Genomic DNA, 12,575 nt, shown 5'->3' with positions numbered 1-12,575 from the left:
GCGCCCTGTGCGCTTATGAGGCGTTTTTGTTCCCAGGCGTCTTTACTCGCCGAGGATCGTCTTCTTGATGGAAGCGGCGGCCTTTTTGCCGGCGCCCATGGCCAGGATGACGGTCGCGGCACCGGTGACGATGTCGCCGCCGGCCCAGACCTTGGGGTTGGACGTGCGACCGTCCTCATCGGTCTCGATGAGGCCCCAGCGGTTGAGCTCGACGTCAGCGCAGAGCTTGGCGAAGGGGTTGGCGCGCGTGCCGATAGCGGTGACCGCCACGTCGCAGGGGATCGCGAACTCGGAGCCCTCGATGGGGATCGGGCGACGACGGCCGGAGGCGTCGGGCTCGCCGAGCTCCATGCGCTGGAGCTCGATGGTGGACACGAAGCCGTCCGGACCGGGCATGAAGCGCAGCGGGTTGCACAGCTCGAGGATCTCGACGCCCTCTTCCTTGGCGTGGTGGATCTCGGCGCGACGCGCGGGCATCTCGGCCTCGGTGCGGCGGTAGGCGAGCGTGACCTTGTCGGCGCCCAGGCGCAGCGCGGTGCGGGCGGCGTCCATGGCGACGTTGCCGCCGCCGAAGACCACGACGTTCTTGCCGTGGCGGATGGGGGTGTCGTACTCGGGGAACTCGTAGGCCCTCATGAGGTTCGTACGGGTGAGGTACTCGTTCGCGCAGTACACGCCGGGCAGGTTCTCGCCCTTGACATGCAGGAAGCGCGGCAGGCCGGCGCCCACGGCGAGGTAGAGCGCGTCGTAGCCCTCCTCGAACAGTTCCTCGGCGTCGAACAGGCGGCCGGCGACGGAGTTGTACTCAAAGTGAACGCCCAGGTCCTCAAGGCCCTTGATCTCGCGCTTGACGATCGCCTTGGGCAGACGGAACTCGGGGATGCCGTAGGTCAGCACGCCGCCGCCGGTGAAGAAGGCCTCGAACACGGTAACCTCGAAGCCCTCGCGGGCGAGCTCGCCGGCGCAGGCGATGCCGGAGGGGCCGGAGCCCACGATGGCGACCTTGTGGCCGTTTGCGGGCTTGCACTCAGGGGCCTCGCCGACCTCATCGGCCATGTCGCCGATGAAGCGCTCGAGCTGGCCGATAGCGACCGGCTCGCCCTTCTTGCCGAGGATGCACTTGCCCTCGCACTGGTTCTCCTGCGGGCAGACGCGGCCGCAGACGGAGGGGAGCAGGTTGTCGCCCTTGATGGCCTTCAGCGCGCCGGCCCAGTCCTCTTCGCGGATCTTCTCGATGAACTGCGGGATGTGGACGCCGACCGGGCAGCCCTCCATGCACAGGGGCTTTTTGCAGTCGAGGCAGCGGTTGGCCTCGGCGACGGCGTCCTGGATGGTGTAGCCCGTGTCGACCGGGCGGAAATCGCGAGCGCGCTCCTCAGCGGGCTCCTCGTTCGCAGGCGTGCGGGGAGCTCCGATGTTGGGGCGGTACTTTACTTCTGGCATGCGCACTCCTCCTCATAGAGCTTGGTGGAAGTTGCCTCTTCGGCGCGGTAGCTGGCCTGACGATGGGCGAGGTCGTCCCAGTCGACGAGATCGGCGTTGAAGTCAGGGCCGTCGACGCAGGCGAACATGGTCTCGCCGCCGACCTCGACGCGGCAGCAGCCGCACATGCCGGTGCCGTCGACCATGATGGGGTTCAGGCTCGCGACGATGGGGATCTTATGCTCGCGGCAGGTGCGCGCGGAGAACTTCATCATCGGCACGGGGCCCACGGCGAAGGCGGAGTCGATCGCGTCGGTCTCGCACAGGCGGGCGAGCGGCAGCGTGACGACGCCCTTCTCGCCCATGGAGCCGTCGTCGGTCGTGACGAAGAGTTCCTCGAGCGGCAGGGCCGCGAACTGCTCGAAGAGGATCAGCAGGTCCTTGTTGCGGGCACCCATGATGACATAGACCTTCTTGCCCTGCTCGCACAGCATGCGCGCGACGGGGTAGGCGATGGCAAGGCCGACGCCGCCGCCGATGACGGCCACGCGGTCGCCCTCGATCTCGGTCGGCTTGCCCAGCGGGCCGGTGATGTCCTGGATGTAGTCGCCTTCCTCGAGCTTAGACAGGCACTCGGTCGTCTTGCCGACGACCATGAAGATGAATTCGACCCAGCCCTCCTCAGGATTCCAGTTGGCGAAGGTGAACGGCACGCGCTCACCCGTTTCGTTGATGCGCACCATGAGGAACTGGCCGGCATGTGCATGCTTGGCCATCCTCGGGGCGTGGACGCGGAACTCGAAGACCTTCTCCGAGAACTGCGTCTTTTTCAGGATCTTGAACATAGAACCCCTCTCTTATCAGGCGGGGATGCCGCCGTGTCCTTGCGAGCGGAAGCACCCCATGGGTACCCTGCGTGCGCGACGGCCGAATCCGCTGCGGCTTTTCGCCCGCGCGCATACAACCTCAAGTATACCCCGCGGTATTGCGGCGTGAATGTCCTGCCCGGCGAAATTGCCTTGCGTGGGTTTAGACGGTAAGGCGGTGCCATTTCGGGCCCAGTGCATATCGGGGACGCACCTGTTGCGTGCATTCATGCAACAGGTACGTCCCCGATATGCACGCCTCGCCACGGAACCGACCGCCGCGAAAGCAATTGGTCAGTGGTTCCTCAGCGCTTGCCGTTGACGTTATCGCGCGCGAAGACGACGCCGCGGGTGAGGGCGAGCGCCGCCGCCTCCGCCGCGCGGAACGTCGCGTCATCGAAGTCCTCCGCCTCTTTGGCGCGCAGCTGTTTGAGCACGAAGTCGGCCACCTGCATGCGCCCCGGAGGGTTGCCGATGCCCACGCGGATGCGGGCGAACTCGCGGCTCCCGAGCTTGTCGATGATGGAGCGCAAGCCGTTGTGCCCCGCATGGCCGCCGCCGATCTTCACGCGCACGTCGCCTGCGGGGATATCGAGCTCGTCATGGATGACCAGCAGCTCTTCGGGGGAGATCTTGTTCGCTGCGCACAGCTTGGAGATGGGGCCGCCGCTTGTGTTCATATAGGACTGGGGCTTGACCAGCAAGACCTCGCGCTTGCCGCCCTCGGCGTCCGCATCGTTGACCGTGATCGAGGCCACCTCGGCGCCGGACTGGTTTTTCCAGTAGGTCACGTTTGCCTGGCGGGCCAGCTCGTCGATGGCGCAAAAGCCCGCGTTATGCCGCGTGCGTGCATATTCCTCGCCGGGGTTGCCAAGGCCCGCGACCATGCGGATTTTCTTCGGTTGAACAGCTGCCATGCGTTTCCCTCCTGTGTTGCGTGCTCCCAACATACTGATAAGTGCCCGTGAACCTGTCAACGAATCGCCGGCACCGCAGAAAATGGCTAGAAATTTCTATTCTGCTGTTACGGTTCTCCCCGAGGCGGATCAAAACGCGCAGCTAGCGTCTCTTATCTTCTTGCCAAGGGTGGGTTTGCGACATTTGAGGCCATCATGGTCGTATCATAAGCAGCCAATATAGACATATAGGCCAAAGTGAACACCATCATCCAAGTCGTCTGACAGCAAAATGAGTAATCGCCCGCTTCAGAGCATGCGATATTGCGAATGGGAGCCGCTGGTGGCCAACGTCAGATATTGGCATAGAGAGCCATCGATATTTCGCAAGGGAGCCGCCTGCTGCTACCTTCGTCTTGCCATGTCGGAGTCAAGACGAAGGAGGTTTTCAGCATGGCGAATAGAATCAGGGCCAAGGACATCTTGAGGCTCGACGGGTCCGGGCTGTCGGGGCGCACCATCGCAGCGTCCCTCGGCGTGTCGCGCAACAGCGTGACCGCGGTGCTCGCCGCGGCCAAGCGGGAGGGCTTCGGGTGGGAGGACGCCCGCCCGCTCTCGGACCGCGAGGTCTACGACCGCCTTTTCCCCGAGAGGGCGCACGAGGCCACCGTCTACCCCGATCCCGACTGGGGGCGCATCCACAGGGAGCTCGCCCGCGACGGGGTGACGCTCAAGCGCCTGCACGCCGAGTACCGGGACGCGTGCTCCGCGAGGGGCGAGGCGTCGATGGGTTACGACCGCTTCTGCAAGCGCTACCGCGAGTTCACCGTGAGGAAAAGCGTCGTGAGCCGCGTCGGGCACAAGGCGGGAAGGATCATGGAGGTCGACTGGGCCGGGCCGACGATGGCGGTCGTCGACCCGGCGACGGGCGAGGTCTCCAAGGTCTACCTGTTCGTGGCCTGCCTGCCCTTCAGCCGCATGTCGTGGGTCGAGCCGACGCTCGACATGAAGCAGGATACATGGCTTCGCTGCCACGTGCACGCATTCGGCTACTTCGGCGGCGCGGCTCCCTGCATCGTGCCGGACAACCTCAAGACGGGCGTCAAGCGCCATCCCCGCGAGGGCGAGGTCGTCATCAACGACGCATACCGGGAGATGGCAGCCCATTACGGGGCGGCGGTGATGCCCGCGCGCGTGAGGAGGCCGCGCGACAAGCCCAGCGTGGAGAACGAGGTGTGGCAGGCGGCCACCGAGGTGATAGCGGCGCTGCGCGAAACGGTCTTCACGGACTTCGGCGCGCTCAAGGAGGCCGTCAGGAAGAAGGTCGACGAGCACAACTCCCGCCCCTTCTCCAAACGGGAGGGCACGCGGAGGCAGGTCTTCGAGGAGCAGGAACGCCCGCTCCTGAGGCCGCTGCCGGCCGTCCCCTACGAGGTCTGCGAGTGGGTGTACGGGCGCAAGGTCCAGCGCAACTGCCACGTGTCGTACAAGCGCAACTTCTACTCGGTGACCCATCTCGCCGTCGGCAGGACGGTCGACCTGCGCGTCACTGAGTCCACCGTCGAGGTCTTCCTGGGCGGAGAGCGGCTCGCGACCCACCCGCTGTTCCCGGCATACGCGCGCAACAGGTACTCGACGCACGAGGCCGACCTGCCGGACGGGGGGTCGTACTCGGACTGGGACGCCGGGCGAATCCGGCGCTGGGCGGAGAGGGTCGGCCCGTCGTGCGCCGGCGTCGTCGAGCGGATATTCCAGTCCGTGGAGTTCGAGGAGCAGGGGTTCAACGCCGCGCTCGCGGTGCTGAGGCTCTCGCACAAGTACTCCGCCCCGCGGCTCGAGAGGGCGTGCGAGATGGCGCTGGCGACGGGGAGGCGCTCACCGCGCTACCGGGATGTGGAGCCGATACTCAGGAGCAACCAGGACAGGCTCGCCGACGCCCGGGCGGGCGACGACGGCGGGCCGGGCGAGGACGAGGCCGGATACGTCCGGGGCGCGGACTTCTACGGGGAGGTGTAGGGAGATGGACCTCTCCGTGGAGACCAGGCGCAAGCTGCGCGACATGGGCGCATCCGACCTGCTCGACGCCTTCGCGGCGCAGGACGAGGGCATGTGCATGGGCATGACCTGCGCCGAGCGCGTGCAGATGGCCGTGGACGAGGCCCACTCGTCCTTCTTGACGTCCAAGGTGCGCAACCTCACCAAGCGCGCGGGCCTGCGCTATCCCGAGGCGGACGTGCGCTCCATAGACTTCTCGGAGGAGCGCGGGCTCGACCGGCTGCTCGTCACCGAGCTTTCGACCTGCGGGTTCGCCGAGCGCGGCCAGAACGTCGTGCTCCAGGGGCCGACGGGCACGGGGAAGACCTACCTGGCCTGCGCGCTCGCGAAGGCCGCCTGCCAGCGACGGATGCGCGCCTGCTACATACGCTGCCCCGACCTCGAGGAGGCGTGGCGCGAGGCGCGCGAGCGAACGGGCGGCGAGCGCAAGCTCACCCGCAAGTACGCCGCCTTCCAGGTGCTCGTGCTGGACGAGTGGCTGCTCGACCGCCCCGGCGAGCTGTTCCGGGGCTTCCTGCTCGAGCTCATGGAGGCGCGCTACGGCTCGTGCTCGACGGTTCTCTGCACCCAGTTCAGGCAGAAGGACTGGCACGCGCGGCTCGGGGGCGGCGTGCACGCCGACGCGATCATGGACCGCATCGTGCACGGCACCGCGTGGGTCGAGATGGGCGAGCTCAACATGAGGAGGAAGCTCGGCAGCGGATCCGGCTGACGAGCTGATGCCGGGCGCGGCTCCCTGCGGCACCGCGCCCGGCTCTCACGCGCAATACCCCCGGCTCCAGTTGGCAATATTTAGTGGCTTCTCTGCGGACGAATACTCACAAAATAGAAATTTCTAGCCAGTTTGAGAAGAAGGGCGGTCATCTGGCGGGTCATACCGCTATGCCGGCGGCAGGCCGATAGCTGCGCGGAGGCCATTGAGCAATGCCTCTTGCCGCGGACGATATCCCTGAATCTGATATCGGAACCTTGTGTGGGCATACTTGAAGAGGGATTGTGCTATGGCTTCAAGTGCGGGAATGTCGCGCATCTGCTCTCTGTTGATGGCTAGGACGCGTATACCCATTGCCTGCATCCCGTTGTTCCTCTTGTCGTCATGAATGCGCGAGTTCTCCAGCTCGTGGACGATCCCGTTGTACTCCATGTCCGTCGACGCTGCAGGGATGTATGCATCGCAGATGGCGTACGGCATCCCAGACGCCACATGTGACGCGCGCGGAGAGAAGTTGATGCGATGATTGAGGATGATGCCGCCTTTCAGTGCGCGACAGTTGAAACCGCCGTACGCATGGGGGAGATAGAACATCCCATAGAGGAGCGACTCGGCCGGCGATCGGGATCCTTTTGCAACGTATTTCGCAGCCTGACGCAAGGGATGGGCTCTATTTCCAGTTGCGGTCTTGATAAAGCGCTTGAGCTGCGCGGGCGTAAGCGCCGGGTCGCATTTGTTGTGGATTTGCTCTATGACGGCTGCCTCAAGTTCTGCTGTCTCAGATTCCTCTTGGTCGTTCTCCTCGTTACTGGAACGCCCTTCTGCTCTCCAATCGGGCCAGATGCCTCCGCGGTCGATCGGTATCGTTGCGTCCGGAGAAAGGGTATAGGTTCCCAGCAGCTCCATAAGCAGCATGAAGGACATGGCAAAGGATCTGCCGGCCAGGTATCGGATGGCGGCATATCCCGGAGAGAGGCAGTACAATCCAGGCTCCACGCGGAGCAGCGATCCAGCGGGTAGCTGCTCGGCAATAACGCGTACGTGGACGTTTTTGTCGAAGACGCGTACTTGAGGCCTACTTACAAGGAGACGTACAGGCTCTTGCTCGGACTCGTCCCAAAAGCCGTGGCGGGCAAGGAGGCCGTAGTCGATTTCACCAAGCGACGAGCCGGCTTGCTGAAGCGCTCGTTTCTGCTCTGCCTTATCGACAACAGGCCAGGTGACAGAGCGATGGATTCGTCTGTCATGGCGTATGCCTCGAATACTTGGTATGTCATCTAATATCAACATAGTTAATAAGATAGCATGTTACAGTATTGAAGAGCCATGAATATATATCACATTACAGAATAAGAAACATGATTGAAATACATATCAAAGTAATAAGAAAAATCGACGTGTGAGCACCGCGACGGAGAGAAAGCCCGGGGCTTACTAGAGCAGATGGGAAAAGTGGCTAGATATTTCTGTTCTGCTGTTGGCTGAGCCAAGTGAAGACGTCCGGTTTGGCTGATTTGTCGTTATTGGCAGGTAATAGCGATACGGCAAAGGCCCCGAATACCTCGAATCTGGTCTTGTCGGGAGGTACGTGGCACTGGCGGGCAGGTTTTTGGTCTGTCCGAGCGGGTCCGCAACAGCAAAACAGAAATTTCTAACCACTTTTGGAAATGGGTGTGCTGCGTGTCGGGCTTACGGCAGAAAAAGGCCCCGCGGGACGAACCGCGGGGCCTGATCCAAAACGCGATGATGCCGAAACGGGCGACCTACAGCGCGAAGTCGCCGCCGATCAGCTTGGAGACCGAACGCTCGCCGTACACGGCGCTGATGGCGTCGGCGAACTCGTTGGCGACGGTGATGGTCTTGATCTTGCCGCCCACCTCGACGGGGATGGAGTCGGTGACCACGCACTCGACGATGGGGGCGTCGTTCAGACGCTCGATGGCCGGGCCGGAGAAGATGCCGTGGGAGGCGCACACGTAGATGTCGCCGGCGCCCATCTTCTTGAGCTCGCGCACGCTGGCGCACAGGGTGCCCGCGGTGTCGATCATGTCGTCGTTGATGATGCAGGTCTTGCCCTCGATGTCACCGATGATACCCATGACCTCGGCGGCGTTGTGGCGCGGACGGCCCTTGTGGGCGATGGCCAGATCGCAGCCGAGCATGTCGGACAGCATCTTGGCGGCCTTGGCGCGGCCCACGTCGGGGGACACGACCACGAGGTTGTTGGTGTCGAAGCCCATGTTGTTGTAGTACTCGCCGAACAGCGGCAGCGCGGAGAGCTGGTTCACCGGGATATCGAAGAAGCCCTGGATCTGGCCCTGATGCAGGTCGAGGGTGATGATGCGGTCGACGCCGGCGCGCTCAAGCAGGTTGGCCACCAGGCGCGCGGTGATCGGCTCGCGCGGAGCGGCCTTGCGGTCCTGGCGCGCATAGGCGTAGTGCGTGATGACGGCGGTGATGGTGCGGGCAGAGGCGCGCTTGGCGGCGTCGGTGGCCACCAGCAGCTCCATCAGCATGTCGTTGACGCTCGGCCCGGCGATGGACTGGACCAAGAACACGTCAGCGCCGCGCACGGACTCGTCGAAGCGGGCGTAGATCTCGCCGTTGGCGAACTTCTCGAGGGCGAGGCCCGAGAGCTCGACCCCCAGGATGTCGGCGATCTTCTGCGCCAGCGGCCTGTTGCATGAGCCCGAATAGAGGCGCAGCGATTTGTACATCTGCTGGGTCAATTTTTGGTCCTGTGTTGGCATCTGCCCGTACTCCTTTGTTTGTGGACTGCCATACCCTAGCTATGCTACAGACGAGCGCGCCTGCGCTCGGTGTAACCCTCTACGATGCGCTGCTCGGTGCGCTCGATGGCAAGCGCGCCGTCAGGGACATCCTTGGTGATCGTGCCGCCGGCACCCGTGATGGCGTCGGAGCCGATGTGGACGGGGGCGACCATCATGGTATCGGAGCCGATGAACGTGCGGTCTCCGATCACGGTGGCGTGCTTGTTTTTACCATCGTAATTGCACGTGATGGAGCCCGCGCCGATGTTGACGCCGGCGCCCATGGTGGTGTCGCCGATATAGGAGAGGTGGGGGACCTTGGACCCCTCGCCGATCGTGGACTTCTTGATCTCGACGTGCGTGCCGACATGCGCGCCGTCGAGCAGGTGCGTGCCGGGGCGCAGGTAGGCGCGCGGGCCGCAGGTGACGTCGTTCTCGACCACGACGTCGATGGCGACGGTCTCATCGAGCGAGCAACCGTCGCCCACGCGGGTGTCGGTCAGGCGCGTGTTGGGGCCGAGCTGACAATCCTCGCCCACGACGCATGCGCCGATCAGGTGGGTCTGCGGCCATACGACGGTGTCGCGGCCGATGGTGGCGTCGGGACCGATCCATGCCTGCGCGGGATCGATGAACGTGACCCCTTCGGCCATGAGGCGGCTGTTGATGCGATCGCGCGCGATGGCGGTGAGCTCGGCGAGCTGCGCGCGGCTGTTGACGCCGAGGCCCTCGCGGTAGTCGTCGCAGTGGTAGATGGAGACGGTCTGGCCGGCGGATTTGAGGATCTCGACCATATCGGGCAGGTAGTACTCGCCCTGCGCGTTGTCGCATCCGATCTCGGCGATGTGGGCGGCGAGCTGCGCGCCGTCGAAGGCGTAGCAGCCGGCGTTGCACTCCAGAAGGGAGGCGGCCTGCTCGGGCGTGCAGTCCTTCTGCTCGACGATGCGCTCGACCGCTCCGGTGCCGTCGAGCTGGATGCGGCCGTATCCGAACGGGTCGGGCGGCGTCATGGTCAGGACCGCAGCCGCGCTGCCGCCCTCGGCGACCGTCTGGGCGAACGATGCGATGGTCTCGGGCTGGATCAGGGGAAGATCGCCGTTGAGCACGACGACGGGGCCCTCGTTGATGCCGGTGGCATCGAGGGCGACGCGGACGGCGTGGCCGGTGCCCAGGCGCTCGGTCTGCTCGACGCACTCGACGGCGTCGCCGTAGGCGCCGGTCAGCAGGGCGCGAACCTCGTCGGCATGGCTCCCGATAACGACGACGATGCGATTGCAGCCGGCGTGCAAGGCGGCGTCGGCTACCCAGCAGATCATCGGCTTTCCCAGAATCTTGTGCGAAACCTTGGCATGGTTGGATTTCATGCGGGTTCCCTCGCCTGCGGCCATGATGATTGCGGTGACGTCCATCGGACTCCCCTCGGGTTGTTGTGCATGCGCGTGCGGCACGGCCTGCAGGGCAGGCGGACCGCATGTAGTCCGATGATACCGCAGCATGTATGCATAATTGTAATTTCAGATACAAACCACCGCAGGGGTCGGTTCGATACTTTGGGGCCGGGGTCAATTTTACCCGTCTGGCCGTGCGGAGGGGCACCGCCCTCGATGCCTTCCGAGGGGGAAGACGTTGCGCCGTCTTCACAAAATCGCCTGCAGCAAGTCGCAATTCCTGCGCATATCCGCACGTCAAGCGGGTAGGATAAAAAAGCCAACACACTTTGTACGGAGGCGGGTCGCATCCACGCACGGCCCGCCTCCTGTTATGTATGCCGCGCCCGTGAGGAGGCCCCTGCCTATGCATGGAGACACCATCTTGCTCATGACGTTCGTGCTCGCACTCGTCGCCGCGTTTGCCGGCGGCATGGTCGCGCGCGCCCTGCGCCTGCCGCCCATCGTGGGCTATCTGGCCGGCGGCCTGATCGTCGGCCCGTTTACCCCCGGTTTCTCGGGCGACTCGCACGCCATGAACCAGCTGGCCGAAATCGGCGTGATGTTCATGATGTTCGGCACGGGCCTGCATTTCTCGTTCAAGGACCTGAACGAGGTCAAGGGCATCGCGGTTCCCGGCGCCATCGTCCAGATCACGCTCGGCACGCTCGCGGGCTACGCGCTCGCGATGGCGTTCGGCTGGCAGCCCGAGGCGGGCGTCATGCTCGGCCTGTCCGTCAGTATTGCGTCCACGGTCGTTCTGATCAAGAACCTCACCGATGCCGGTCTGTATCAAAGCAGGGGAGGGCGCATCGCAACCGGATGGCTGATCGTCGAGGACCTGGCGACCGTCGTGATCCTCGTCGTGCTGCCGGTCGTGTTCGGTCCGGGCGAGACGAGCCCCGCCGAGCTTGCCAGCGAGCTCGCGCTGGCGCTCGCCAAGACCGTCGCGTTCGTGGCCCTCATGCTCGTGGTGGGCTCGCGCGTCCTGCCGTGGCTGCTCGCCAAGATCGCCCGCTTCTGCCCGCGCGAGCTGTTCCAGCTCGCCGTCGTGGTCATCGCGCTCGGCACGGCGCTCGCCGCGGCCATGCTCTTCGACCTGTCGTTCGCCCTCGGCGCGTTTCTCGCCGGCGTCGTGGTGGGCACCTCCAAGCTCTCGCATCGCGTGGCGGCCGAGGCCATCCCGTTCCAGGACCTGTTCTCCATCATCTTCTTCGCGAGCGTGGGCATGATGGTGAACCCCTCGACGCTCACCGCCCACCTGGGCGAGCTCATAGCGCTCGTCGCCCTCATCATGATCGGCAAGTGGCTCATCAACATGGTTCTCGGCGCGCTGTTCTCCACGGGCCTGCGCTCCTCGCTCACCATCGCGGCGGGCCTGGCGCAGATCGGCGAGTTCTCGTTCATCATCGGCCAGACGGGCATGTCGCTCGGCGTGCTCTCCGCCGACCAGTACAGCCTCATCCTGGGCGGCGCGGTGATCTCCATCGCACTCAACACCTTCGTGTTCAAGCTCGAGGGCCCGCTCGAGCGTGCCATTGTCTCCCGTCCGCGTCTGGCGGCGGTCTACGAGCGCCATGTGCGGCAGATCGAGTTGCCGAAGGAGGAGCTGAGCGGACATGTGGTCGTTATCGGCTACGGCCATGCGGGCTCGTGCGTGGCCGACGTGCTGCAGGGCCTCGAGGTGCCGTGCCTGGTGGTCGAGCGCGACCTGACGGTAGCCGAGGAGGCCGAGGCTGAAGGCGCCCAGGTGCTCGTGGGCGACGCAGCCAATTCCGAGATCCTGGCGCACGCGCATCTGGACCGCGCCCGTGTGCTCGTCATCGCCATCCGCGGCGAGGCATCGGCCGAGATGATCGCCCGCGATGCCCGCGAGCAGGCTCCCGATCTGCATATCGTCGCGCGCGCCGACAACGACGACGCGGTGGTCGCGCTCGTGGAGGCGGGTGTGAACGAGGTGGTCCGCCCCGAGCTCGAGGGCGGCATCGAGCTCATGCGCCATGCGCTGCTCGACCTGGGCTATCGCCCGCGCCAGATCCAGGGGTATGTGAACGACCTGCGCGAAAGCGGCTACGAGGCGCTGGCCGACGGCTCGCGCGCCCAGCGCCGCATGGCATTTGACCGCATGCTCGCATCGATGCGCGACGTCGACCTGCACTGGGTGTGCGTGGGCGAGAACAGCGCCGTCGCGGGCAAGTCGCTGGCCGAGCTCGACCTGCGCGCGGCGGTGGGCGTGAACGCCGTGGCGCTGCGTCATGGCGAGACGATTGAGATGTTCCTGGACGGCGCGACCGTGCTGCACGCCGGGGATGCCGTCGGTCTCATGGGAACATCCGAGGCCCTCGACCGCGCGGAGGAGATCCTGCGCGGAGAGTAGCCGGGCTTGGGGCGGGGCGGGTCCTTTTGAGGTGGGGCCCACCCCGCCG

The 12,575-nt window shown here is 64.9% G+C and carries 10 protein-coding genes; 4 read left to right on the top strand and 6 right to left on the bottom strand.

Translation table 11 applies throughout. The features are described from left to right. Positions 1-42: 42 nt before the first annotated feature. The 3 genes from gltA to pth form a co-directional block, all read right to left on the bottom strand. Entirely contained in the window at positions 43-1,443 is a 1,401-nt protein-coding gene (gene gltA, locus BN3789_RS04235) for an NADPH-dependent glutamate synthase (protein ID WP_066830504.1), read from the bottom strand. Then, positions 1,431-2,267 (bottom strand): sulfide/dihydroorotate dehydrogenase-like FAD/NAD-binding protein, encoded by an 837-nt coding sequence (locus tag BN3789_RS04230; RefSeq protein ID WP_066830501.1) that lies wholly within the window; start codon positions 2,265-2,267, stop codon positions 1,431-1,433. The genes gltA and BN3789_RS04230 overlap by 13 nt, the downstream gene beginning before the upstream one ends. 326 nt (positions 2,268-2,593) lie before the next feature. Continuing rightward, positions 2,594-3,205 (bottom strand): aminoacyl-tRNA hydrolase, encoded by a 612-nt coding sequence (gene pth / locus BN3789_RS04225; RefSeq protein ID WP_187119110.1) that lies wholly within the window; start codon positions 3,203-3,205, stop codon positions 2,594-2,596. Positions 3,206-3,637: 432 nt separating this feature from the next. Here pth and istA point away from each other — a divergent pair, with 432 nt between their 5' ends. Continuing rightward, on the top strand, positions 3,638-5,200 hold the full coding sequence (gene istA / locus BN3789_RS04220) for an IS21 family transposase (protein ID WP_066829446.1): 1,563 nt from the start codon (positions 3,638-3,640) through the stop codon (positions 5,198-5,200). Between the two features lie 4 nt (positions 5,201-5,204). Next, entirely contained in the window at positions 5,205-5,951 is a 747-nt protein-coding gene (locus tag BN3789_RS04215) for an ATP-binding protein (RefSeq protein ID WP_066830455.1), read from the top strand. A gap of 168 nt (positions 5,952-6,119) precedes the next feature. Here BN3789_RS04215 and BN3789_RS04210 read toward each other — a convergent pair whose 3' ends face one another. Beyond that, entirely contained in the window at positions 6,120-6,875 is a 756-nt protein-coding gene (locus tag BN3789_RS04210) for a hypothetical protein (protein ID WP_147569552.1), read from the bottom strand. Positions 6,876-7,052: 177 nt separating this feature from the next. Here BN3789_RS04210 and BN3789_RS04205 point away from each other — a divergent pair, with 177 nt between their 5' ends. Continuing rightward, positions 7,053-7,232, top strand: a complete 180-nt coding sequence (locus BN3789_RS04205) for a hypothetical protein (protein WP_147569551.1) — start codon at positions 7,053-7,055, stop codon at positions 7,230-7,232. A 482-nt stretch (positions 7,233-7,714) separates the two neighbouring features. On the opposite strand, the gene BN3789_RS04200 is transcribed toward BN3789_RS04205, so the two are convergent. Beyond that, positions 7,715-8,701 carry a ribose-phosphate diphosphokinase gene (locus tag BN3789_RS04200; protein WP_066830489.1) on the bottom strand — a complete coding sequence of 329 codons (987 nt, stop codon included), beginning with the start codon at positions 8,699-8,701 and terminating at the stop codon, positions 7,715-7,717. A 44-nt stretch (positions 8,702-8,745) separates the two neighbouring features. After that, complete coding sequence (gene glmU / locus BN3789_RS04195; protein ID WP_066830486.1) at positions 8,746-10,131, bottom strand: bifunctional UDP-N-acetylglucosamine diphosphorylase/glucosamine-1-phosphate N-acetyltransferase GlmU; 1,386 nt, start codon at positions 10,129-10,131, stop codon at positions 8,746-8,748. A gap of 385 nt (positions 10,132-10,516) precedes the next feature. Between glmU and BN3789_RS04190 the strand changes: the two genes are divergently transcribed. Further along, a complete protein-coding gene (locus BN3789_RS04190) occupies positions 10,517-12,526 on the top strand; it encodes a monovalent cation:proton antiporter family protein (RefSeq protein ID WP_066830483.1) in 2,010 nt (669 codons plus the stop codon). The last annotated feature ends 49 nt before the right edge of the window (positions 12,527-12,575 follow it).

The organism is Collinsella ihumii (assembly GCF_900046475.1).
Lineage (GTDB): Bacteria > Actinomycetota > Coriobacteriia > Coriobacteriales > Coriobacteriaceae > Collinsella > Collinsella ihumii.
Note: the sequence above shows the minus strand (reverse complement) of the source record. Positions and strands in the feature narration are given on the sequence as shown.

What these genes read in the sequence shown, in the direction of transcription:
- BN3789_RS04190 (WP_066830483.1), top strand. Translation starts at nt 10,517, where the DNA reads ATGCATGGAGACACCATCTTGCTCATGACGTTCGTGCTCGCACTCGTC.
- pth (WP_187119110.1), bottom strand. Translation starts at nt 3,205, where the DNA reads ATGGCAGCTGTTCAACCGAAGAAAATCCGCATGGTCGCGGGCCTTGGC.
- glmU (WP_066830486.1), bottom strand. Translation starts at nt 10,131, where the DNA reads ATGGACGTCACCGCAATCATCATGGCCGCAGGCGAGGGAACCCGCATG.
- BN3789_RS04215 (WP_066830455.1), top strand. Translation starts at nt 5,205, where the DNA reads ATGGACCTCTCCGTGGAGACCAGGCGCAAGCTGCGCGACATGGGCGCA.
- BN3789_RS04230 (WP_066830501.1), bottom strand. Translation starts at nt 2,267, where the DNA reads ATGTTCAAGATCCTGAAAAAGACGCAGTTCTCGGAGAAGGTCTTCGAG.
- gltA (WP_066830504.1), bottom strand. Translation starts at nt 1,443, where the DNA reads ATGCCAGAAGTAAAGTACCGCCCCAACATCGGAGCTCCCCGCACGCCT.
- BN3789_RS04200 (WP_066830489.1), bottom strand. Translation starts at nt 8,701, where the DNA reads ATGCCAACACAGGACCAAAAATTGACCCAGCAGATGTACAAATCGCTG.
- istA (WP_066829446.1), top strand. Translation starts at nt 3,638, where the DNA reads ATGGCGAATAGAATCAGGGCCAAGGACATCTTGAGGCTCGACGGGTCC.
- BN3789_RS04210 (WP_147569552.1), bottom strand. Translation starts at nt 6,875, where the DNA reads ATGTCCTTCATGCTGCTTATGGAGCTGCTGGGAACCTATACCCTTTCT.